This window comes from Halomonas sp. SL1 (assembly GCF_003030865.2).
Classification (GTDB): Bacteria; Pseudomonadota; Gammaproteobacteria; order Pseudomonadales; family Halomonadaceae; genus Halomonas; species Halomonas halophila.
Genome location: NZ_PYUQ02000015.1, coordinates 27,770 through 48,979 on the forward strand (window position 1 = coordinate 27,770; position 21,210 = coordinate 48,979).

The 21,210-nt window shown below is 69.3% G+C and carries 26 protein-coding genes; 14 read left to right on the forward strand and 12 right to left on the reverse strand.

All coding sequences use genetic code 11. The features are described 5' to 3' along the window. Positions 1-4 precede the first annotated feature (4 nt). On the reverse strand, positions 5-478 hold the full coding sequence (locus C9J49_RS10060) for a Dps family protein (protein WP_035599316.1): 474 nt from the start codon (positions 476-478) through the stop codon (positions 5-7). 182 nt (positions 479-660) lie between these two features. On the opposite strand from C9J49_RS10060, the gene C9J49_RS10065 reads away from it, so the two are divergent. Together C9J49_RS10065 and C9J49_RS10070 are read left to right on the forward strand one after the other, a co-directional pair. Further along, entirely contained in the window at positions 661-1,188 is a 528-nt protein-coding gene (locus tag C9J49_RS10065) for a hypothetical protein (protein WP_046078107.1), read from the forward strand. Then, positions 1,185-1,592 carry a hypothetical protein gene (locus C9J49_RS10070; protein ID WP_052719270.1) on the forward strand — a complete coding sequence of 136 codons (408 nt, stop codon included), beginning with the start codon at positions 1,185-1,187 and terminating at the stop codon, positions 1,590-1,592. The genes C9J49_RS10065 and C9J49_RS10070 overlap by 4 nt, the downstream gene beginning before the upstream one ends. A gap of 10 nt (positions 1,593-1,602) precedes the next feature. Here C9J49_RS10070 and C9J49_RS10075 read toward each other — a convergent pair whose 3' ends face one another. Next, on the reverse strand, positions 1,603-2,034 hold the full coding sequence (locus C9J49_RS10075; RefSeq protein WP_046078106.1) for an HIT domain-containing protein: 432 nt from the start codon (positions 2,032-2,034) through the stop codon (positions 1,603-1,605). A 102-nt stretch (positions 2,035-2,136) separates the two neighbouring features. Here C9J49_RS10075 and C9J49_RS10080 point away from each other — a divergent pair, with 102 nt between their 5' ends. Together C9J49_RS10080 and C9J49_RS10085 are read left to right on the forward strand one after the other, a co-directional pair. Then, a complete protein-coding gene (locus C9J49_RS10080) occupies positions 2,137-2,883 on the forward strand; it encodes a sulfite exporter TauE/SafE family protein (protein ID WP_107181443.1) in 747 nt (248 codons plus the stop codon). A 79-nt stretch (positions 2,884-2,962) separates the two neighbouring features. Beyond that, on the forward strand, positions 2,963-3,094 hold the full coding sequence (locus C9J49_RS10085; RefSeq protein WP_035599326.1) for an entericidin A/B family lipoprotein: 132 nt from the start codon (positions 2,963-2,965) through the stop codon (positions 3,092-3,094). Positions 3,095-3,098: 4 nt separating this feature from the next. On the opposite strand, the gene C9J49_RS10090 is transcribed toward C9J49_RS10085, so the two are convergent. The 3 genes from C9J49_RS10090 to C9J49_RS10100 all read right to left on the reverse strand — a co-directional run bounded on the left by C9J49_RS10090 (position 3,099) and on the right by C9J49_RS10100 (position 6,624). Next, the gene (locus tag C9J49_RS10090) at positions 3,099-3,602 is read right to left on the reverse strand and encodes an acyl-CoA thioesterase (RefSeq protein WP_046078104.1); all 504 of its coding nucleotides are present in this window, start codon (positions 3,600-3,602) and stop codon (positions 3,099-3,101) included. 243 nt (positions 3,603-3,845) lie between these two features. Continuing rightward, the gene (locus C9J49_RS10095) at positions 3,846-5,156 is read right to left on the reverse strand and encodes a short-chain fatty acid transporter (protein ID WP_107181444.1); all 1,311 of its coding nucleotides are present in this window, start codon (positions 5,154-5,156) and stop codon (positions 3,846-3,848) included. Between the two features lie 133 nt (positions 5,157-5,289). Beyond that, positions 5,290-6,624: an MATE family efflux transporter gene (locus C9J49_RS10100; protein WP_107181445.1), complete on the reverse strand. Its 1,335-nt coding sequence runs from the start codon at positions 6,622-6,624 to the stop codon at positions 5,290-5,292. 144 nt (positions 6,625-6,768) lie between these two features. Here C9J49_RS10100 and C9J49_RS10105 point away from each other — a divergent pair, with 144 nt between their 5' ends. After that, positions 6,769-7,083 (forward strand): hypothetical protein, encoded by a 315-nt coding sequence (locus C9J49_RS10105; protein WP_107181446.1) that lies wholly within the window; start codon positions 6,769-6,771, stop codon positions 7,081-7,083. A gap of 81 nt (positions 7,084-7,164) precedes the next feature. Here C9J49_RS10105 and C9J49_RS10110 read toward each other — a convergent pair whose 3' ends face one another. From C9J49_RS10110 to C9J49_RS10120, 3 genes are read right to left on the reverse strand one after another with little or no spacing between them, the layout of a single operon-like run. Continuing rightward, positions 7,165-7,413 (reverse strand): YfhL family 4Fe-4S dicluster ferredoxin, encoded by a 249-nt coding sequence (locus C9J49_RS10110; protein WP_046078101.1) that lies wholly within the window; start codon positions 7,411-7,413, stop codon positions 7,165-7,167. Between the two features lie 58 nt (positions 7,414-7,471). Beyond that, positions 7,472-7,951 carry a pantetheine-phosphate adenylyltransferase gene (gene coaD / locus C9J49_RS10115; RefSeq protein WP_035599346.1) on the reverse strand — a complete coding sequence of 160 codons (480 nt, stop codon included), beginning with the start codon at positions 7,949-7,951 and terminating at the stop codon, positions 7,472-7,474. Continuing rightward, on the reverse strand, positions 7,951-9,843 hold the full coding sequence (locus tag C9J49_RS10120; protein ID WP_046078100.1) for a beta-ketoacyl synthase: 1,893 nt from the start codon (positions 9,841-9,843) through the stop codon (positions 7,951-7,953). Before C9J49_RS10120 ends, coaD begins: the two co-directional genes overlap by 1 nt. A gap of 228 nt (positions 9,844-10,071) precedes the next feature. Here C9J49_RS10120 and C9J49_RS10125 point away from each other — a divergent pair, with 228 nt between their 5' ends. Continuing rightward, complete coding sequence (locus C9J49_RS10125) at positions 10,072-10,761, forward strand: tRNA (guanosine(46)-N(7))-methyltransferase TrmB (protein WP_107181447.1); 690 nt, start codon at positions 10,072-10,074, stop codon at positions 10,759-10,761. A 182-nt stretch (positions 10,762-10,943) separates the two neighbouring features. Here the strand turns inward: C9J49_RS10125 and C9J49_RS10130 are convergent, their stop codons facing one another. Continuing rightward, positions 10,944-11,837: a LysR family transcriptional regulator gene (locus C9J49_RS10130; RefSeq protein ID WP_107181448.1), complete on the reverse strand. Its 894-nt coding sequence runs from the start codon at positions 11,835-11,837 to the stop codon at positions 10,944-10,946. Between the two features lie 115 nt (positions 11,838-11,952). Here C9J49_RS10130 and C9J49_RS10135 point away from each other — a divergent pair, with 115 nt between their 5' ends. The 6 genes from C9J49_RS10135 to aroQ all read left to right on the forward strand — a co-directional run bounded on the left by C9J49_RS10135 (position 11,953) and on the right by aroQ (position 18,236). After that, the gene (locus C9J49_RS10135; RefSeq protein ID WP_052719266.1) at positions 11,953-12,369 is read left to right on the forward strand and encodes a PACE efflux transporter; all 417 of its coding nucleotides are present in this window, start codon (positions 11,953-11,955) and stop codon (positions 12,367-12,369) included. Then, entirely contained in the window at positions 12,366-12,698 is a 333-nt protein-coding gene (locus tag C9J49_RS10140; RefSeq protein WP_173835036.1) for a multidrug efflux SMR transporter, read from the forward strand. Before C9J49_RS10135 ends, C9J49_RS10140 begins: the two co-directional genes overlap by 4 nt. Positions 12,699-12,790: 92 nt before the next feature. Beyond that, positions 12,791-14,233 (forward strand): D-alanyl-D-alanine carboxypeptidase/D-alanyl-D-alanine-endopeptidase, encoded by a 1,443-nt coding sequence (gene dacB / locus C9J49_RS10145; RefSeq protein ID WP_107181449.1) that lies wholly within the window; start codon positions 12,791-12,793, stop codon positions 14,231-14,233. Between the two features lie 84 nt (positions 14,234-14,317). Continuing rightward, positions 14,318-14,689 (forward strand): diacylglycerol kinase, encoded by a 372-nt coding sequence (locus C9J49_RS10150; protein WP_035599364.1) that lies wholly within the window; start codon positions 14,318-14,320, stop codon positions 14,687-14,689. A gap of 79 nt (positions 14,690-14,768) precedes the next feature. Then, entirely contained in the window at positions 14,769-17,744 is a 2,976-nt protein-coding gene (glnE, locus tag C9J49_RS10155; RefSeq protein ID WP_107181450.1) for a bifunctional [glutamate--ammonia ligase]-adenylyl-L-tyrosine phosphorylase/[glutamate--ammonia-ligase] adenylyltransferase, read from the forward strand. 57 nt (positions 17,745-17,801) lie between these two features. After that, positions 17,802-18,236: a type II 3-dehydroquinate dehydratase gene (aroQ, locus tag C9J49_RS10160; protein ID WP_181454279.1), complete on the forward strand. Its 435-nt coding sequence runs from the start codon at positions 17,802-17,804 to the stop codon at positions 18,234-18,236. Positions 18,237-18,254: 18 nt separating this feature from the next. Here aroQ and C9J49_RS10165 read toward each other — a convergent pair whose 3' ends face one another. Next, complete coding sequence (locus tag C9J49_RS10165; RefSeq protein WP_152662827.1) at positions 18,255-18,479, reverse strand: hypothetical protein; 225 nt, start codon at positions 18,477-18,479, stop codon at positions 18,255-18,257. Between the two features lie 19 nt (positions 18,480-18,498). Between C9J49_RS10165 and C9J49_RS10170 the strand changes: the two genes are divergently transcribed. Then, a complete protein-coding gene (locus C9J49_RS10170) occupies positions 18,499-19,284 on the forward strand; it encodes an ion transporter (RefSeq protein ID WP_107181452.1) in 786 nt (261 codons plus the stop codon). A 34-nt stretch (positions 19,285-19,318) separates the two neighbouring features. Here the strand turns inward: C9J49_RS10170 and C9J49_RS10175 are convergent, their stop codons facing one another. Together C9J49_RS10175 and C9J49_RS10180 are read right to left on the reverse strand one after the other, a co-directional pair. Further along, positions 19,319-19,699, reverse strand: a complete 381-nt coding sequence (locus tag C9J49_RS10175; protein WP_107181453.1) for a hypothetical protein — start codon at positions 19,697-19,699, stop codon at positions 19,319-19,321. Positions 19,700-19,832: 133 nt separating this feature from the next. After that, a complete protein-coding gene (locus C9J49_RS10180) occupies positions 19,833-20,834 on the reverse strand; it encodes an LLM class flavin-dependent oxidoreductase (protein ID WP_107181454.1) in 1,002 nt (333 codons plus the stop codon). A 146-nt stretch (positions 20,835-20,980) separates the two neighbouring features. Between C9J49_RS10180 and C9J49_RS17180 the strand changes: the two genes are divergently transcribed. Next, positions 20,981-21,157, forward strand: a complete 177-nt coding sequence (locus tag C9J49_RS17180; RefSeq protein WP_173834936.1) for a hypothetical protein — start codon at positions 20,981-20,983, stop codon at positions 21,155-21,157. The last annotated feature ends 53 nt before the right edge of the window (positions 21,158-21,210 follow it).

Below are 21,210 nucleotides of genomic sequence, written 5' to 3' on the forward strand. Positions count from 1 at the left end.
AGGCTCAACCGAGATAGGCGTTGAGCATCCAGACGGTTTTCTCCTGCTCGCGGATGTAGTCGCCGACCTGGGCCGCGGTGCCCTCGTCGTCGGCATCGGAGGCCAGCGAGAGGATCTCGCGCTGCAGCTCGAGCATCTGCTGGTAGCCCTGAACCACGCCGCGCACGCAGGCCTGGCCGTCGTGAACGTTCTTGTCTTCCTCGATGCTGGCGATCTTGAAGTAGTCGCTGTAGGCGTGCACCGGGGTATGGCCCAGGGTCAGGATGCGCTCGGCGACTTCGTCGACCTTGGTCAGCAGGTCGGTGTAGAGCTCCTCGAACTTCTCGTGCAGCTGGAAGAACTGCTGGCCCTTCACGTTCCAGTGGTAGCCGCGCACGTTCATGTAGAAGATCTGATAGTTGGCCAGCAGGACGTTGAGTCGCTCGGCGAGCTGGCTGGCGCTGCCTTCGTGCAGGCCGATGCTGTTGGTGTCGCTCATGTAGATGCCTCCTTGATCTCTGTACTGCCGATGTAGGCGAGCAGTGTATGCGAGCAGAGCATGGGGGATAAGCTAATTGACTGCATCGCCATCATAGCCCTGTTCCATGACATCGAGGCGTCGTCGCCGTCTTTCAAGGGGGCGCGCTGCTAGACTCCAGGCAGATCTAGGAGAAATCGCGCATGTGGCGTCCATTGGGAATCATCCTGCTCGCGGGGCTGGCCGGCTGTCAGGCGCTGCCATCACAGCTGCCGGTGGCCGAGCCGCCGCCCGCCGAGGCGTGCCACTGGCCGCGCGGCGACGACGTGCCGCCGATCACCCTGGCCGGCGCGGTGGCGGCGCTGGAGGACGACGACTTCCTGATCCGCCACACCGAGACGACGCTGGGGCTGGTCAGCGCCGAGCGCTCCCGGCGTACCTTCTTCCACGGCGCCCCCGAGCCGGACATCTTCCTGCTGGGCGCGTCCCGCGGCGCCGTCGGCCACGGGGTGCTGATCGGCGGCGGCGTGGGCTTCGGCCTGCTCGACGACGAGGCCACCGAGATCGAGCGGGTCTCGGTGGCGATCGGCGAGCGGACGGTGCGGGTGAGCCGGGATATCCGCCTGTTCGACTGGCGGGGCGAGCTGCGCCGCTCGCGCACCGCCAGCGACGACGGCTTCTGCCGCGAGCTGCGCGAGGCGATGCGCCGTCGGTCGGAGGAGGCCTCATGAGACGTTCGGGCGTGACACGGGCGGCGCTGCTGGCGCTTGGGCTGATACTGGGACCAGGGCTGGGGCTGGGAGGATGCGCGACGCCGCCGTCGCCGGCCGTGCCCGCCACCCGCACGCTCGCGGTGGCGCCGGCCTCGGTGCTGGAGGCCTCGCTGTCGATGCTGATGGAGCGCGGTTATGTGATTCGCCACGCCGACGCCGAACTGGGGCGCCTGGAGGCGGTGATCGCCCGCTGGCCCGGCTATCGCGTGCAGCTCGATATCGAGGCGGCCGACGGCGTGAACGGCGAGGCGAACGTTGGCCGGAGCCGGCTGGCGATGACCGCCTGGCGCGGCGGCCGGCCGCTGCCGCCGTCGCTGGTCGAGCCGCTGCTGACCGAGCTGAGCGTTCGCCTCGACCGCTAGCCTCTCTGACTTACGACCCGCGCAGGGTGTCGATGCCGTCGACGATCGCCAGCAGCCGGTCGCGCATCGCCGCCAGGCCGTCCAGATCGTAGGGTTCGGCCTGGCCCTGGCCCCAGACCGGCCCCGGCCAGGCGTCGTCGCCTTCCCGGCGCAGCACCACGTGCAGATGCAGCTGCGGCACCAGGTTGCCGAGGGTGGCGATGTTGAGCTTGTCGCCGCCGAGGGTCTCCTTGATGGCGCGACCGAGCAGGCCGGCCTCGCGCCACAGCTGCTGCTGATCGTCCTCGCTCATGTCGAATACCTCGACCACGCCGGTCCGGCGCGGAATCAGCACCAGCCAGGGGTAGCGGGTGTCGTCCATCAGCCGCAGCTGGCACAGCGGCAGCTCGGTGAGCGGGTGGCTGTCCTCGATCAGGCGGGGATCCAGCGTGACGTCCGTCATGGGGGCTCCTGGTGGCATCCTGGGGGCGTGATGGCGCTATGATGGCACAGCGCGGCGCCCGGCGATGCCCCGGGCGCGTCACCGACCGGAAAGGATGCCATCATGACGCCACTCGAGCTCCTGGCCCTGTTCGCCATTGGCGGGCTGGCCGGCTTCATCAACGTGCTGTCGGCGGGGGGCTCGATGCTGACCCTGCCGCTGCTGATCTTCCTGGGGTTGCCGCCCCAGGCCGCCAACGGCACCAACCGGGTGTCGGTCGCCCTGCAGAGCGTGTCGGCGGTGGCCAACTTCTTCCGCGCCGGCGCCCATCACCTGGGCCTGAGCCTGCGCCTGGCGGTGCCGGCGATGCTCGGCGCCCTGCTCGGGGCTCGCCTGGCGCTGGACGTGAGCGACGCCCTGTTCGAGACCGTACTGGTGGTGGTCATGGCGCTGTCGGCGCTGCTGATGCTGCTGCCGCAGCCGAAGCTCGAGACCCGGCCGCTGACGCCGGAGCGGCTCACGCCGGCGATCTATCTGGCGATGTTCGCCATCGGTCTCTACGGCGGCTTCATCCAGGTCGGGGTGGGTATCCTGTTCATCGTGGTGCTCTACCGCTTGCTGAAGATCGACCTGGCCCAGGTGAACGTCTTCAAGGTGCTGATCGTGCTGGTCTACACCCTGCCGGCACTGGCCGTGTTCGTGTTCGAGGGCCAGGTGCGCTGGGGCTACGGCCTGGCGCTGGCCGCCGGCAGCATGACCGGCGCCTGGCTGGCGGTGAAGGTCAACATGAGCCCCAGGGGGGCGCTGTGGGTGAAGTGGCTGACCGTGGCGGTGATCGTGGCGATCATGCTGCGGCTGCTGTTGACCTGATGGGGCTGGCTCAACGCGCCGGGTTTGCTAGATTGAATCGGCACAGGCAGTTCTCATGAACCCATACTCAGGAGCTCATATGAAACGGACTCTTCTGCTGTCGATCGCCGCGCTCTTCACCCTGTCCCTGCTCGCCGGCTGCAACACCGTGCGCGGCGTGGGCCAGGACATCGAGCAGGGTGGCGAGGCGATCCAGGAAACCTCCTACTGATGCTTCATCCGGCGCCGTGTTCGACCTGGGCACGGCGCTCCTCTTCCTCGGCCTGCTTGCGCCGTTGCTTGCGCATCTCGGCCTTCTCGAAACGCAGCCGCTGGGTATCGGTCTCGAGGGCCAGCTCCGGTACCCGGGCCGGCTTGCCGTGCTCGTCCACCGCCACCATGGTCAGGTAACAGCTGTTGGTGTGGCGGATCAGCTTGTTCTGGATGTCCTCGGCGACCACCTTGATGCCGATCTCCATGGAGGAGCGGCCCACGTGATTGACGCTGGCGAGGAAGGTCACTAGCTCGCCGACGTGGATCGGCTGCTTGAACAGCACCTGGTCCACCGACAGGGTCACCACGTAGTGCCCGGAGAAGCGGCTGGCGCAGGCGTAGGCCACCTCGTCGAGCTTCTTGAGGATGGCGCCGCCGTGCACCTTGCCGCTGAAGTTGGCCATGTCGGGGGTCATCAGCACGGTCATGGTCAGTTCGTGCTGGCCGGAAAGGGCGTGTTCGTCCATCGAGAGGGGATCCTTGGGTCTATTTTCCCCACAGCATAACGCCTTGCCCCCGCAATGGGGACAAGGCGTTCCTGGAGACCATTGTTTAAAAAAGCGCTGATTTGCGTCGCGAGCGAAGAGAGGCTGGCCGCCGCCGGAGCACAGCTCCCGGAGTGTAGCCCGCTACATGAGGAGAGCGACCGGGCCGGCGCACCGGCACCGCCGGCGGCCAGGATATCGAGCGAAGCAGTAAATCAGGGTTTTTTAGAGGAAGGTCAGTCCCAGGGCGATGATAATGCCGGTCAGCAGCAGCTGGACCAGGCAGAAGCCCATGATGTCCTTGGCCTTGAGGCCGGCGATGCCGAGCACCGGCAGGGCCCAGAACGGCTGCAGCAGGTTGGTCCAGGCGTCGCCCCAGGCCACGGCCATGGCGACCCGCGGCACGTCGACGCCCAGCGCCTCGGCGGCCGGCAGCATCACCGGCGCCTGCACGGCCCACTGGCCGCCGCCGGAGGGCACGAAGATGTTGACGATGCCGGCGCTGATGAAGGTCCAGAACGGCAATGTGGTCTCGGTGGCCAGCGAGACCAGCGCCTGGGACAGCGTCTCGGCCAGCCCCGACTGCACCATGATCGCCATGATGCCGGCGTAGAAGGGGAACTGGATGACGATGCCGGCGCCACCCTTGATCGCCTCCTGCAGGCTCTCGAGCAGGCTGCGCGGGGTGCGGTGCAGCACGATGGCCAGGAACAGGAACAGGAAGTTGACCACGTTGAGGTTGAGCCCGCCGCCCTGCAGCACGAAGTGGTCGACCAGGAACAGGAGCCCGGGGATGCCGACCAGCCAGGCCAGGGTCATGCTGTTCTCGAGGCGTTCCGCCGGGCGGGTGATGCGCACGCGCCGCTCCTCGTCGTCCTCGAGCAGGCTCGGGTCGATGAACACGCTGTCCTTCTCGTCGGGCAGCATCAGGCGGTTGAACAGCGGTACGGCGACGAACAGCGCCACCACGATGGCCAGGTTGAACAGCGAGAAGATGGTTTCGGAGGTACCGATCACGCCGATCTGCTCGACGCTGAAGTGGCCCTCGGTGGCGATGGTCAGCGGCACCGAGCCGGCCAGGCCGCCGTGCCAGACGATGAAGCCCGAGTAGGCGCTGGCCACCAGCAGCCGGTAGTCGACGCGGATCTGCTTGGCGAGCTCCTTGGCGAACAGCGCGCCGACCACCAGGCCGAAGCCCCAGTTGATCCAGCTCGCCGCCAGCGACACCAGGGTGACCAGTACGATCGCCGCGCCGGCGTTGTTGGCCAGGCCGGCGAGGCGCCGCAGCAGGCGTTTCACGGGCGGCGAGCTGGCCAGCATGTAGCCGGTGACCAGCACCAGCAGCATCTGCATCGAGAAGGTCAGCAGGTTCCAGAAGCCGTCGCCCCAGAAGCGCAGCACCGCCAGCGGCGTCTGGCGTTCCACGGCGATGGCCGCCGCCGCGGCGATCACGGTCAGCAGCAGCACGAAGATATAAGGGTCGGGCAGGTAGCGTTCGACCAGCTTCACGGCCGGACGCGAGATTACCTTCAGCATGGAGACATCCCTTTTCGCTGGTGAAGAGCCGCCGGAGCGGCTGGGAGAGCAAGCCTCGGGTCAATTGACGCCAACGTAAAGGTAAAATGTAGTCAAAGCCGACGAATGTCTAAGTTTTTCCGCCCGACGCGGTTTAAACGTCGGTGCCTGACCAGCGCGTGCGGCGGTAGTGAAGGTAATAGGCGATCAGCACCCCCGAGCGCACCGCGGTGAACAGGGTGAAGGCCAGCCATAGCCCGTGGTTGCCGAGGCCGCGACTCAGCCACCAGGCGGGCAGATAGACCGCCAGGGCGATGAAGATGCTGTTGCGCATCTCGCGCGTGGACGTGGTGCCGATGAAGACGCCGTCGAGCAGGTAGCTCCACACCGCGATCAGCGGCATGGCGACCATCCACGGCAGGTACTCGCCGGCGGTGTCGCGCACTTCCGGCAGCCCGGTGAGCAGGGCGATCAGCCAGGGGCCGCCGATGGCGAAGGCCAGGGAAGCGAGGCCGGCGGTGAGCAGCGAGAAACGCGCCGCGGCGCGCACCGAGGCGGCGAACTCCTCCCAGCGACCGCGGCCCACTGCTCGGCCGGTCAGCGCCTCGGCGGCGTGGGCGAAGCCGTCCAGGCCGTAGGAGGTCAGCATGATGAACTGCAGCAGCACGGCGTTGGCCGCCAGCACGGTGTCGCCCTGGGCGGCGCCGCGGGAGGTGAAGAAGGCCATGGCAAACAGCAGCCCCAGGGTGCGCACGAACAGCTGGGCGTTGACCGCGAACAGCTCACGGTAGGCCGAGAGCCGCAGCAGCCGCGCGCGGCGAAAGCGTCCGCCGAGGCCCGCCAGCTGGTGCCACACCCGCCACAGGCCGAAGGCCAGCGCCGTGTAGTCGGCGATCACCGTGGCCCAGGCCACGCCGTCGCTGGTCATGCCCAGGCCGACCACGAACACCAGGTCCAGGACGATGTTGACGCCGTTGGTCAGCACCAGCAGCGCCAGGGTCACCCGTGAGTTCTGCTGGCCGAGGAACCAGCCGAGGATGGCGTAGTTGGCCAGCACCGCCGGCGCCGAAAGCAGCCGGATGCCGGCGTATTCCGCGGCCAGCCGGGTGGCCTCGGGGCTGCCGTCGAGCAGCCGGAGGCCGAGCGCGATCAGGGGGTCGCCGGCCAGGATCAGCACGACGCCGATCGTCGCCGCCAGCAGCAGCGACTGGCCCAGCAGGGTCTTCACCGATTCGTCGTCCTCCCGGCCCGCCGCCTGAGACGTCAGCCCGGTGGTGCCCATGCGCAGGAAGCCGAAGCCCCAGTAGAGGAAGCCGAACAGGGTGGCGCCGAGCGTCACCGCGGCCAGGTAGCGGGAGTCCGGCAGATGGCCGACCACGGCGGTATCGACCAGGCCGAGCAGCGGCACGGTGATGTTGGAGAGGATGATCGGCCAGGCCAGAGCCCAGATGCGCTGTGAGGAACGGGCGGTCGAGGCGGTCGCGGTCACGGTGGCTCCGGTCGGTGGCTGGAGGCGGGGAGCATGGCCGCTGGCATCGGGCAGTGCAAGCGGCCCGGCGTCGCCAGTCCGTCTACGCTGGAGAGAAAGCCGGGGAGGCGTCCCCGAATGTCACCATCGCAGGAGGGACGAACCATGACACGAGTGAACGGTGGGAGCCTGGGGCTGGCGTTGCTACTGGCGCTGCTGATGAGCGCACCGTCGGCGCTGGCCACGGACGATGAAGCGCGTCCCAGCGGCGGCGGCATGGCGGTGGATGCCCTGTTCGCCCGGCCGCTGCTGGCCGCGGCCACGGTGGGTGGCACGGCGGTGTTTCTGGTCTCGCTGCCGTTCAGCGCCCTGGGCGGTAACGTCGAGGAGGCCGCGGAGACGCTGATCAAGACGCCCGCCGAGGCGACGTTCCGGCGCTGTCTGGGCTGTGAGGTGAGTCGTCGCGCCGACGAGATGTAAACGCGACCTGCAAACACGACGCCCCGCGCAAGGCGGGACGTCGTGGTGTCTGTCGTCGCGGCGTCTGTGGTGGCGAGACGGTCAGGCGGCGGTGATGCGCTCGTACTTCGCCATCAGCTGCTCCTGGCTCTCCTTGCGCTCGGGGTCGAGCGGGATGCAGTCCACCGGGCAGACCTGCTGGCACTGGGGCTCGTCATAGTGGCCGACGCACTCGGTGCACAGACCGGGATCGATGACGTAGATCTCTTCCCCCGGCGAGATGGCGCCGTTGGGGCATTCGGGTTCGCAGACGTCGCAGTTGATGCACTCGTCGGTGATCATCAGGGCCATGGAGTACCTCACGAAAATCGCGGCCGGCGGGCTCGGGCATCATGCCCGAGTGCCATGGTCAGGTATTGTAATGCCGCTTCAGCGTTTCGGCGACCTCGGGGTGCACGTGCTTCGAGACGTCGCCGCCGAGCCGGGCGATCTCGCGCACCAGGCTCGAGGAGATGTAGGAGTTCTCCACCTCCGGTGTCAGGAACACCGTCTCGAGCTCGGGCATCTGGGCGCGGTTCATGTTGGCCAGCTGCAGCTCGTACTCGAAGTCCGAGACCGCGCGCAGCCCGCGCAGCAGCACCCGGGCCTGCTGCTGCTTCATGAATTCGGTCATCAGCCCCGAGAAACCCGTCACCTCGACGTTGTCGAGGCCCTCGACCACCCGGCGCGCCAGGGCGGTCCGGGTATCGAGGTCCAGCGTCGGCCCCTTGCCGGGGCTGGTGGCGATGGCCACCACCACCTTGTCGAACAGCCGCGAGGCGCGCTCGATCAGGTCGAAGTGACCGTTGGTAATGGGGTCGAAGGTGCCGGGGTAGACGGCGACGTTCATCACGCTTCTCCGTCGTCGAGGCGTCCGAAGGGATTGTCCACGGCCAGCGAGACCGGCTTGGCGTAGCCCGGGATGCGGATGCTGTCCGCGCCGACCTCGAGCTCGGGGCCCTCCAGCACGCCCTCGCCGAAGCGATAGCGGGGCTGGAAGCGGCCGCGGTCGGCCTCGCGATGATAGGCGGCGGCGGCCTGGCGGGTGGCCTCGCGGCGGCTGCGCCATTCGTCCATCGCGGCGTCGCCGTGGCGGGCAGTCATCAGCCGCTCGGTGACGGCCGGCGACAGCACCACGCCGGTGGCGTTGTTGCCGCCGAAGCCCTTGGCGTTGACGAAGGCGGCGTCGGCGGCGAAGCGCAGCGGCTCGCGGAACAGTCGCAGGCGTTCGGCGTGCAGGTCTTCGGGCTGGCTGTCATCCAGGGTCGGGATGCCCGGCAGCAGGTCGTGGGCGAAGCTGCCCAGGGCGCTGGCCAGCTGGTCGCCGGCGGCGCTGCCCTGGGAATGGCCGACGAAGGCCTTGACCGCCACCACCGGCCAGTCCTCGATGCCGTGGGCCTGGGCGACCATGTCGAAGACGTGGGACTCGGTCTCGCGGTTCTTCGGCGTGCTGGTGCCGTGGGCGTGCAGGAAGGTGCGTTCGCGCAGGGCGGTCTCGCCGAGCATCTCGCGCACCAGCGAGGCGGCCTTGCCGAGGGTGATGTAGTTGCCGATGCCGGGCGCCGAGATCGAGCGCTTCCAGCCGTCGGCGTTGACGAACACGTCCGGCACGCTGCCCAGCACCTCGGCGCCGACCTCCAGCGCCAGGGCGTCGTCCATCAGCATCACGAACTGGCTGGATTCGCCCATGGTGAAGCCGCAGTTGCGGGCGAAGGGCCGGCAGGCGCGCTGGTAGTCCAGATCGGTGAGCAGCTCCAGGGCGTCCAGCGCCTTGAGACTCTCGTCGTCGGCCAGGGCGCCCATGGTGCGGAAGCCCTCGATGATCTCGGGGGTGATCGGCGCGTCGGCGGTGCCGACCATCACCACCCGGCGGCGGCCGGCGCGGATGTCGTCGACGCCCAGGCGCAGGTTGTAGAGGAAGCTGGCGCAGGCGCCGAGTGCCGCGCCGGTGCTGCCGACGCTGCCGAGCACATAGGCGTTGAGGAAGTCGGCCGGCATCTGGCCGTAGCCCAGCGGCATCTGCTTGGAGGTGGCGCGCTTGCCGGTGGCGAAGCTCTTGAGCAGCCCGCCCCAGCCGTCGTCGTCGAGCTGGCCGATGGAGTTGCCGGCGTAGACGGCGACCTGGTCGGGGTCGAGTCGGTCATGCAGGTCTTCCCAGGCCAGGCCGCTGTCGCCCAGGCAGTCGCTGGCGGCGAAGATCGCCATGGACAGGCCGCGCGGGTGGTGCACGCTGCGGTACAGCTGACCGGGCTCGAAGCCGGAGGGCAGCTGGCCGGCGGCGCGCACCTGGGCCGGGCGAGTCTCGGGCAGCATGACGTCCATCTCGCCGGCCGGCACCGTCACTTCCAGATGCTTGCGGTCGATCTCGCGGACCTGCCAGGTGGGCGGCAGGCTGTCCGGCAGCTGACGACGGCGTACCCGGAAGGTCATCGGCGCCTCGAGATCGAGGCTGGCGCGACGGTTGGCGGGCAGGCCCTCGGCGTTGAAACGGGGGTCTTCGTTGCGACGGATCAGGGTATGGTCGAGCACGCGCTGGCGGGTCTGCTCGACGATGGCCGCGGCGTCGAGGGGGTTGCCGTCGGCGTCGTGCCAGGCATCGTCGGCCTGGGCGCTGGCCAGGCGCATCATGGCCGCCAGGCCGAGCAGGGTCTGGGCTTGGACGTCGTCGGGCAAGGCGTCGAGCACGGTGCGGCGAAACGCCTGATGTCCCGAGGCTCGGCCGGCGGGATTCACGCCACCCATGCCCACGATCACCGGTAAATGTGACAAGCCGGGTTCCTCGTAGTGCGGTTGATATATGGGCTGCTATTGTCCTTTTGGCCAAGGATCATAGCACCCGGCCCGGTGCGCCGTCATGCGGGGCATGGAGGGGTTTTCCACAACCCGGCCGGCCGGGCAGGCGAGAGGCCCTCGGGCCGGCCCATGGCTGGTAGAATGCATGCCTTCCCAAGCCCCCGACCGATCACCGCCATGTCCGAGCGTTCCCGCATCATCACGTCCAACCAGCCCGGCCCCCATCACGATCTGGCACGCCGGGTCGAACGGGCCCTGACCCATCCGCTGCGCAAGCCGCTGGCCGATCATACCCGCGAGGCCTTCGCCGCGGCTGAGGCGTGGCGGGCGTCGTACGGCGAGGCGCCGCTGATCCTCGACGCCTGCTGTGGCGTGGGGCTGTCGACGCGGCGGCTGGCCGAGGCCCATCCCGACTGCGTGGTGATCGGCGTGGACCGCAGCGCCGACCGGCTGTCCCGGGAGCACGGCGCGCCGCCCGACAATGCCCTGCTGGTGCGTGCCGACCTGGTGGACTTCTGGCGGCTGGCGCTGGCCGCCGGCTGGCGCCCGGTACGCCACTACCTGCTGTACCCGAACCCCTACCCCAAGTCGACGCACCTCAAGATGCGCTGGCAGGGGCATCCGGTGTTCCCCGCCATCCTGGCGCTGGGCGGGCGGCTGGAGCTGCGTTCCAACTGGCGGCTCTACGTCGAGGAGTTCTCGCTGGCGGTCGAGCAGGCGACCGGCGTCGCCGCGCCGGTGGAAGCCCACGATCCGGCGGGGGATTTCCTGACCCACTTCGAGCGCAAGTACCACCTCAGCGGCCAGCCGCTGTGGAGGATGGTCGCCGAGCTGCCGCATCGCCCGGGGCTTTTCCCCGTCTGCTGAGGTGTGCATTGAAAGGGGCGTGTGAGGAAGCGCTGATTTATGTCGCGAGCGAAGATAGGTTGGCTGCTGCCGGAACGGAAATACCGGAGTTTACACGCCAGTCAATGAGGATATTGACCGGGCTCGCGCACGAGTACCGCCGGCAGCCAAGATATCGAGCGCAGCAATAAATTAGTGTTTCCCTAGCGGTGGCGGCGATCGCGGAAGCGCTCGCCCAGCGTCTGGCGCAGCCAGCGGGCGATCGGTCCCTGGGCCGCGTCGCGTCGCGACAGCGTCTCCACCTCGATGACCGGCAGGGGGCCCAGGGTGTCGTCCGACAGCGCCACCAGGTGCTCGCGAAACGGCGGGTACTGGGCGATGTGCTGGGGCAGTAGCGCCCAACCCAGCCCGCGGGCGGCCAGCTCACCCATCGAGTAGAAGCTGTTGAGGCGCCAGAACTGGGCGCTGAGCGGCGTTTCGGCGTCGTCCCCCGAACGCGAGGCGATCAGCAGCTGGCGGTGATGGGCCAGATCACTGAGGGAAGGCGGCCCCTGATCGGCCAACGGGTGGTCGCGGCCGACCACCAGCGACTGGCGCAGATGGGCGATCGGCATGCCCTCGAGCAGCGGGCCGCGGCCGAGCCGGCCGAGCAGGATGCCCAGATCGGCGGTGCGATCCTCGACCCAGCCGGCGATGTCGCCCTGGGCGCCGTAGAGCAGGGTCAGCTGCAGGGCGGGATAGTGGTGGGCCAGGGCCTCGAGGGTCTCGTCCACCGGCGGCATCTCGACCAGCGCCTCGTCGATGGCCAGCACCAGCCGGGCCTCCTCGCCCTCGGCGATGGCCCTGGCGCGGGAGTCCAGCCGCTGGCACTGGCGCAGCACCGCGCGGGCCTCGTGGAGCAGGGCCTCGCCGGCCTCGGTCAGGCGCGGCAGGCGGCCGTCGCGGTCGAAGAGCGTGCAGGCCAGGTCGGCCTCCAGGTGAGCGACGGCGGTGCTCACCGCCGACTGGGCGCGGCCCAGGTGCCGGGCCGCGGCGGAGAAGGAGCCGCACTCGGCGCAGGCGATGAGCACTTCCAGCTGATTGAGGGTCCAGCGCATGGGTGACCTATCGGATTTGTAGATGGAATCTAACTCGTATCCATCGCCATGGTGGCGAGAATAGTCCGTCAGGTCGAGGCCAGATGGTCTCGTGACGATATCTTGGGAGGTGACGATGCGCTCCTGGAAGGAACGTCTGACGCATACCACGCTGTTCGAGGCCGGCGGCCTGTTGATGGTGACGCCACTGGCCAGCTGGCTGACCGGCCATGACATGGGCGAGATCGGCGTGCTGGCCGCAGGGCTGGCCACCGCCGCCATGCTCTGGAACCTGGTCTGGAATCGCGTCTTCGATGCGCTGGTGCCGACTCGTCGCCGCAGCCTGAGACAGCGCTTCGCCCAGTCCTTCGGTTTCGAGCTCGGTCTGCTGGTGATGACCCTGCCGGCGGTCGCCTGGTGGATGGGCATCGGCCTCGTGGAGGCCTTCTGGCTGGACCTCGGCTTCATGCTGTTCTTCCTGGCCTATGCCATGGTCTTCAATACGCTGTTCGATCTCGTGATGCGCCGTCGGCTGGCGCGGGGAGGTGCCTGATGGCCTATCTGTACCTGGCACTGGCGATCGTCGCCGAGGTGGTGGCGACCAGCTCGCTGAAAGCCTCCCAGGAGTTCACCCGGCTGTGGCCGAGCGTGACCGTGGTGGTCGGTTACGTGCTGGCCTTCTACCTGCTGACGCTGGCGCTGCGCACCCTGCCGGTGGGCATCGCCTATGCCTTCTGGGCCGGGCTCGGCATCGTGCTGGTGACCCTGATCGGCGTCCTGGTCTACGGCGAGCGCCTGGATGCGCCGGCGGCGCTGGGCCTTGCCATGATCATCGGCGGGGTGGTGGTCATCCAGGCCTTTTCCCGGGTGTCTGCCCACTGAGGTGGCGCACGGTCGAATCGCGCCTGGGGCACGGGTAGACTGCGGCTCTGCCGCGCTTTCTCCTGTGCCCTTCGACCTCACGGATGATGCCCATGCTGTCTCGCTGTCTCTCGCTCTGCCTGCTGTCGCTGCTGCCCCTGACCGCCCTGGGGCACGGGTTCTCCCACCTCGAGGAACTGGCCGATGACGGCTTCCTGATCGGTGCCGAGGCGCGCCTGCTGGGCAACGGCGAGCCGGGCGAGACCCTGGGCAGCCTCTCGCCGGAGCGCCAGCTGTCGCCGGCCTCGGTGTCCAAGATCTATACCGCGGCGGCGGCACTCGAGCGCTTCGGCCCCCAGCATCGTTTCACCACGCAGCTGCTCGGCAGCGCCGAGCCCGACGCCGAGGGCGTGCTGCAGGGCGACCTGATCCTCGATGGTGGCGGCGATCCGGCACTGACCACCGAGGACCTGTGGCGACTGGTGCAGCGGCTGCATCAGGCTGGGGTGCGCGAGGTCGCTGGCCGGCTGGTGGTCAGCCAGTGGCGCTTCGGCCCGGTGGCCTGCCTGACCACCGATCGCTGCGACGGCCAGCGTCGCGTCGACAACGCCTACAGCGCGCTGCTCTCCTCGGCGGCGGTCAACTACGGCAACTGGTGCGTGACCGTGGCGCCGGCGCGTACCGCCGGCGCGCCGGCCCAGGTCACGCCCTGCGACGGCCAGGCCGATCTGGTGCGCATCGACAACCGCATCGAGACCCGGCCGCCCGACAGTGGCACCCAGCTGGCGGCGGAGCGGGTCACCGACGGCGACGGTGACGTGATGCGGGTGTCCGGGCAGATTTCCACCAATGCTCGTCCGCGCGAGCTCTATCGCACCAGCTCCGACCCCGCCGAGCAGGCGGGCCGCACCTTGATGGCAATGCTCGAGCAGGCCGGCATCGCGGTGGCCGGCGGGCACGTCACCACCACGCTGGAGCCGCCGGCCAGCGCCTCGCGCCTGGCCGCGGTGGACGGCAAGCCGCTGCAGGAGCTGCTGCTGCGCACGCTCAACTATTCCAACAATTTCATGGCCGACACCCTGACGCTGGATCTGGCCAAGACGCCGCGCCCGTCGCTGAGCCAGGGTGGCGATGCCATCGAGGCCTTCGCCGGCGGCCTGGCGGGCCACGGCCCGCTGCGCCTGGACAGCGGCAGCGGCCTGACGCCGGAGAACCGCACCAGCGCCGCCGGGGTGAACGTGCTGCTCGAGCACATGTTCCGTCAGCCCTCGCTGTTCCCGAGCTTCGTCGCCGCCCTGCAGTCGCCGAGCAACGGCGTGATGCGCTTCATTCGCCGCGGCCCGGCGACTTTCCAGGACCACGTCATGCTCAAGACCGGCACCCTCAACCAGCCGGTGTCGGTGCGCGCCGCGGCCGGCTACTTCCGCACCCGCACCGGGCGCTGGGGCGTGTTCAGCGTGCTGGTCAACGGCACCGGCTCGACGCCCTACCTGAGCTGGTCCCAGGTGCTGGACCGGCTGTCGGTGGACCTCTCGGCGATGATCGAGGCGCACTGAGTCACGTTGGCCGGCGCGTCATAATTGCCCCATTCGGCTCTGCTACCATCGGCGTTCCCACGCCGAAGCTGATGGATGAAATCGATGAAACCCGGATACACCGGCTGGCGCCATCTGGTGCACTCCACTCGCTACTCCCTCAAGGGCCTCGGGGCGGCCTATCGCCACGAGGCCGCCTTTCGCCAGGAGCTCGGCCTGTGCCTGGTGATGGCACCGCTGGCCGTGTGGCTGGGCCGCGAGCCGGTGGAGTGGATCCTGCTGATCGGCAGCTGCCTGCTGGTGCTGATCGTCGAGCTGCTCAACAGCGCCATCGAGAACGTGGTCGATCGCATCGGCCCGGAGCGCCACAAGCTCTCCGGCCGCGCCAAGGACATTGGCTCGGCGGCGGTAATGATGGCGCTGCTGACCGTCGGTCTGACCTGGGGGCTGATCGCCTGGGACCGGTTCCTGGGCTGAGGCGGGCGGCCGCCGGCTAGTGCGCGGCGCCCCGGCTTGGGTATGCTGAGGGCATCGATCAACCGGATGCGAGACGCCCATGGCCCTGCCCGACGACTTCCTGCCGCTGGACGCCATTCCCGAGCCGCTGGCGGCCCCGCTGCAACACGCCCGGGAACGCCTGGCCACGGCCCTCGAGCAGGCCGACAACCTGGCCGACATGCGCCAGCAGGAAGGCCCCGGCGAGAGCTGGGCGGCGCTGGCACCGCATCGCCGCGCGCAGCTGGCGCGGGTGCTGGCGGTGTCGGAGTTCGTCGCCGAGACGCTGATTCGCCACCCCGACTGGCTGCCGCAGCTCGATGCCCTGGGCGAGCTGGACGCCGCGCCGGACGCCGACACCCTGAGCGAGACCCTGGCCGAGCGCCTGGAGGCCGCCGAGGACGAGGCGGCCATGCACGCCGCGGTGCGCCGCTTCCGCCAGGCGCGCATGCTGGGCATCGTGTGGCGCGACCTGACCCGTCCGCCGGGCATCGACATGTGGGCCACCGCGGCCGCCGTCACCCGGCTCGCCGAGACCTGCCTGGAGCAGGCGCTGGCCTGGCTCGAGCGCCACTTCGAGGCGCGCTGGGGGCGCCCCGGGCCGCGCGCCGACGGCGGCGAGCAGCGCCTGGTGGTGCTCGGCATGGGCAAGCTCGGCGCCGGCGAGCTCAACCTCTCCTCCGACATCGACCTGATCTTCGCCTTCCCCGAGAAGGGCGAGACGGTGGGCGGGCGCAAGGCGCTCGAGCACCAGGAATACTTCACCAAGATCGGCCAGAAGCTGATCGGCGCGCTGGACGCGGTGACCGCCGACGGCTTCGCCTTCCGCGTCGACATGCGCCTGCGTCCCCTGGGCGACGGCGGTCCGCTGGTCGGCAACTTCGCCTCGCTGGCCAGCTACTACCAGGACCAGGGCCGCGAGTGGGAGCGCTACGCCATGCTCAAGGCGCGCCCGGTGGCCGGCGATCTCGAGGCCGGTGCCGAGCTGCTGGCGAGCATCCGACCCTTCGTCTATCGCCGCTACCTGGACTTCGGCGCCATCGAGTCGCTGCGCGAGCTCAAGGCGATGATCAACCGCGAGGTGCGCCGTCGCGGCATGCAGGACAACATCAAGCTCGGCCCCGGCGGCATCCGCGAGGTGGAGTTCGTGGTCCAGGCCTTCCAGCTGATCCGCGGCGGGCGCGACACCGAGCTGCAGGTCACCTCGCTGAAGACGGCGCTGTCGCGCCTGCCGGACCTGGGCCTGCTGCCCGCCGCGGTGGTCGACGAGCTGATCCCCGACTACGTTTTCCTGCGCGACCTCGAGCACGCCATCCAGGCGCTGGAGGATCGCCAGACCCAGACCCTGCCGGCCGAGGAGGTCGCCCGTGAGCGGGTGGCCCTGGCGCTGGACACGAAGGACTGGCCGGCGCTGATGGCGCGGCTCGACGAGGTGCGCGATCGGGTCCGCCGCCACTTCGACGCGGTGATCGCCGATCCCGAGGACGCCGATGAGGATGCCCCCGCCCCGGCGGGCGGCCGCGAGCGCGAGGAATGGCGGGCGCTGTGGCGCGGCGAGCCGGCCGAGGAGGAGGCCGAGGCGCGTTTCCGGGAGGCGGGTTTCCATGATCCGGCCGCCGCTTGGCGGCGGCTGCGCGCGCTGCGCGATTCGCGCCAGGTGCAGGCCATGCAGCGCATCGGCTACGAGCGCCTGGAGGCGCTGATGCCGCTGCTGCTCGACGCCGCCGCGGACAGCGAGGCGCCGGACGTGGCCCTGGAGCGGGTGCTGCCGCTGGTCGAGGCGGTGCTGCGACGCACCGCCTATCTGGCGCTGCTGCGCGAGAATCCCGAGGCGCTGGAGCATCTGATGCACCTGTGCAGCGCCAGCCCCTGGATCGCCGAGCAGCTGGCTCGCTATCCGATCCTGCTCGACGAGCTACTGACCCCGGACACCCTCTACACGCCCGCCGACAAGGCGCGGCTGGCCGACGAGTTGCGCCAGGCCCTGGGGCGGATTCCCGAGGGCGACGAAGAGGCCGAGCTCGAGGCGCTGCGCGTGTTCAAGCACGCCCAGGTGCTGCACGTGGCGGCCTCCGATATCGCCGGCACCCGCCACCTGATGAAGGTCAGCGACTACCTCACCTACATCGCCGAGGTGGTGCTGGAAACCGTGCTGGGCATGGCCTGGAAGCACCTGACCCGCAAGCACGGCTTCCCGCTGCGCCGCGACGGCGAGCGCTGTGGTCAGGCCCCGGAATTCCTGATCATCGGCTACGGCAAGCTCGGCGGCATCGAGCTCGGCTACGGCTCCGACCTGGACCTGGTGTTCCTCCATGATGGCGCCACCCGTGGCAGCACCGACGGCGACCGGCCGATCGACAATGCGGTGTTCTTCACCCGCCTCGGCCAGCGCGTCATCCACCTGCTCACCGCGGTGACCCCCGCCGGCAGTCTCTACGAGGTGGACATGCGCCTGCGGCCCTCGGGCAATGCCGGGCTGCTGGTGTCGAGCCTCGACGCCTTCGCCGACTACCAGCGCCGCGAGGCCTGGACCTGGGAGCATCAGGCGCTGGTGCGCGCCCGGGTGGTGGCCGGCCACGACACCCTGGCCGAGGGCTTCGATGCCGTGCGCGGCGAGATCCTCGGCCGCGAGCGCGACGTCGAGGCGCTGCGCGAGGAGGTGGTGGCGATGCGCCACAAGATGCGCAAGCACCTGGCGAGCCAGGGCGAGGGCGACGACTTCGACCTCAAGCAGGACCCCGGCGGCATGGTCGACATCGAGTTCCTGTGCCAGTACGCGGTGCTGGCGATGGCCCACGACAGCCCGGCACTGCTCGAGTGGAGCGACAACATGCGCATCCTCGAGACCCTGGAGCAGTGCGAGCGGCTGCCCGCCGAGGACGGCGAACGCCTGCGCGAGGCCTATCTGGCCTGCCGCACCGCGGCCCACCGCGCGGCGCTGACCGGCGATCCCGCCCGCGGCGACAACGCCGACTTCGCCGCGCATCGCCAGGCGGTCATCGCGGTCTGGCGGCGGCTGCTCGAGCCGGCGGCCTGACATCGCGGTTCTCCGCCATTCAATGTTCAAGAACGTGACCACAAGGAAGCCATCACGATGCACAAGGTTCTGGTCCTGCACGGCCCCAACCTCAACCTGCTGGGCACCCGTCAGCCCGAGATCTACGGTCGCGAGACCCTCGCCGACATCGACGATGCCCTGCGCCGCCGGGCCGAGGGCGAGGGCTGGGAGATCGCCTCCCGGCAGAGCAATCACGAGGGCGAACTGATCGATGCCATCCATGCCGCACGGCTCGACGGCACCGCGGCGATCATCATCAATCCCGCCGCTTATACTCACACCTCGGTGGCCATCCTCGATGCCCTCAACGCCTTCGAGGGGCGAGTGATCGAGGTGCACCTCTCGAACGTGCACAAGCGGGAAAGTTTCCGCCACCACTCCTACGTCTCGCTGCGTGCCGACGGCGTGATCGCCGGCCTCGGCAGTCAGGGCTATCATGCCGCCCTGGATGCGGTGATGGGGGCCGTCTGACCGAGCGTCGGCGAGGGCTCAGCTCGTGCCGAGGAAAGCCACGTGGCGGATCAGCCACAGCATCAGACTGATGGTCACGAAGGAGGTCAGGGTGCTGACCATCAGGGTGGCGGCGGCGATGTCGTCGAGGCCGAAGCGCCGGCCGAGCAGCGGGTAGACGCTGATCGGCCTGTGGGGCGAGGGAGCGGGCGTGCGGGGCGACAAGCGGGCGTCGGGGGCGTAAGGTGCGAAGGCTCGTGCCACGGACGCTGACCGACCCGCCATGAACGATCGTCTTACGCCCTTTCAGCTGCTGATCCTGATCCTGTCCTTCTACGTGCTCGGCGCCCTGGCCGTGGACGTGCTCTTCGACCTGCGGCCCGAGGTCTCGCGGCTGCTGCACTATCTCGACCTGGTGGCCTGTCTGTTCTTCTTCGCCGACTTCTGCGTGCGCTTCCGGGCCGCGACGGACAAGTGGCGCTTCATGCGCTGGGGCTGGATCGATCTGGTGGCGAGCATTCCGGCCGGGCTGCTGTTCGCCGGCCGTCTGGTGCGGGTGGTGCAGGTGATCCGTCTGCTGCGGGCGATCAAGTCGTTGCACATGATCTGGCGGCTGCTGTTCCGCAATCGTGCCGAGGGCATCTTCGTCTCGGCTGCCACCGCGACCCTGCTGCTGGTGGCTTTCGGCTCGGTGACCATCCTGCTGGTCGAGGGGCCCAATCCCGAAAGTACCATCGACACCGCCGAGGAGGCGCTGTGGTGGGCCTTCGTGACCGTGACCACGGTGGGCTACGGGGACTTCTTCCCGGTCACCACCCTGGGGCGGATGGTGGCGGTGGCGCTGATGGTCGCCGGCGTGGGGCTGTTCGGCAGTTTCGCGGCTTACGTCGGCTCGCTGTTCGTCGATGACCAGGAGAGCGAGCAGTCACGCCTGCACCGAGCCAATCGCGACCTGATCCGTGATCTGCACGGCGAGGTGCGCGCCCTGCGCGAGGAGGTGGGCGCGCTGCGCGGCGAGCTGGCTCGCCGGGATGGTGAGGAGATCGGCGACGCGCGCCGTCGCGGCTAGACACCCAAGGCGTTGCTGAATCGTCGCCGGAGCCCTAGCGCTCGTCGTCCTTGACCACGTAATCGCCTTCCAGGGTGTCATGCCGGACGCTGCGGCCCTGGCGCGCCTCGCGCTCCCGTGACGGGGCCTCGCGATGGGCGCCGCCGCCGACGTCCTCGGCCTGTTCGGCGCGTATCTGCTCCATGCGCTTCTTCATGCGGTGGCGCAGGAACGGCAGCATCAGCCAGCCGACCAGCAGGAACACCAGGCCGAGCAGGGTGCCGACGATCATCATGGCGCCGAACAGCAGCCAGGTGAGCACCAGCCGGGGGCCGCTCATGGCCCCGGTCGGGCGTGCCTGGCGCGCCCGTTCCCGCCACTGCCGGGCCGCCATCCAGGCGGCGTTGTGGTCTTGCCCTTGGCGTCTATCCGTCATCTTCCGCTCCCGTGACCTTGAGGTCGTGATCGAGTGTGAGTTCGAGCTCGCGGTCGCCACCATCGAGGCCCACGATCTCGACATCGTCGCACCATCGACATCGCGAGTGGAGAATCGTTGCAGTCGGGGCGCCTCAGGTATCGGCCTGCCACAGGTCGGCGACGATCTCGTAGCTGCGAAGCCGATCCTCGAGGCTGTAGACGTCGGTGTGCAGCATCAGCTCGTCGGCGCCGGTGGCCTCGAGGAAGGCCTCGAGGCCCTCGCGCACGGTGTCCGGGCCGCCGATCACCGCCGCGCCCAGGAACTGCTCGACCTGGGACTGCTCCAGCGGCGACCAGTCCAGGTGCTCCGTCGGCGGCTGGGCCAGGATGCGCTGGCCGCGCACCAGGCCGAGGAACTTCTGACGCGCGGTGCTGGCCAGGTACTCGGCCTGCAGGTCGCTGTCGGCGGCGATCACCGGCAGGCCGACCATGGCGTAGGGCGCATCGAGCAGCGCCGAGGGCTGGAAGTTGTCGCGATAGACCCTGAGCGCCTCGTGCAGGCGGGCCGGGGCGAACTGGGCGGCGAAGGCGAAGGGCAGGCCCTCGCGGCTGGCCAGCCGTGCGCTGTAGTCGCTGGAGCCCAGCAGCCACAGCGGCACCCGGGTGCCCTGGCCGGGCACCGCGCGTACCCGTTGGCCGGGGCGCTCGTCGTCGAGATAGCCCTTGAGTTCCTCGAGGCGCTGGGGGAAGTCGTCGACGCCGGCGAAGGCGTCGCGGCGCAGGGCGGCCATGGTCGCGGCGTCGGCGCCCGGGGCGCGGCCCAGGCCCAGGTCGATGCGCCCGGGATAGAGCGTTTCCAGGGTGCCGAACTGCTCGGCGATCACCAGCGGTGGGTGGTTGGGCAGCATGATGCCGCCGCTGCCGACGCGGATGCGCGAGGTCTGGCCGGCGACGTGGCCGATCAGCACCGAGGTGGCGGCGCTGGCGATGCCGTCGATGCTGTGGTGCTCGGCCAGCCAGAAGCGCTCGAAGCCGCGGCGCTCGGCCAGCCGGGCCAGGGCCACGCTGTCGTCGAAGGTCTCGGCGGCGCTACCGCCCTGGCGGATCGGGGCGAGGTCGAGCACCGAGAGCGGAATCTCGTTGAGGCGGGGCATGAGGGCTCCAGTCATTAGCTTGCTCAATGTTATATGGGGACGACCGCGGCGCGACTCAATGGCCGTGGTCGAATGGACGCGCCCGCTGGCTTCGTTACGGCGCCCCCCTTAAGCTCAGGAGACAGGATGCACAAGGAAGCTTGCTCATGTCGCCCAGGTCCCCGGGCTCCCCGTCGCGACGACGCGGGGCCACTCCGCATCGCCGCTCACACCGCCTCGACTGGACGCTCCTCGATCGCTGGCTGGATCGGCTGGTCATCCTGGCCGTGGTCACCGCCCTGCTGGTGGGTGGGGCGGCGCTGATCGTCAGCCTGGTGCTGTGAGCCTGCCCCCGTCAGGACCTGTCTCTTATACACATCTCCGAGCCCACGAGACT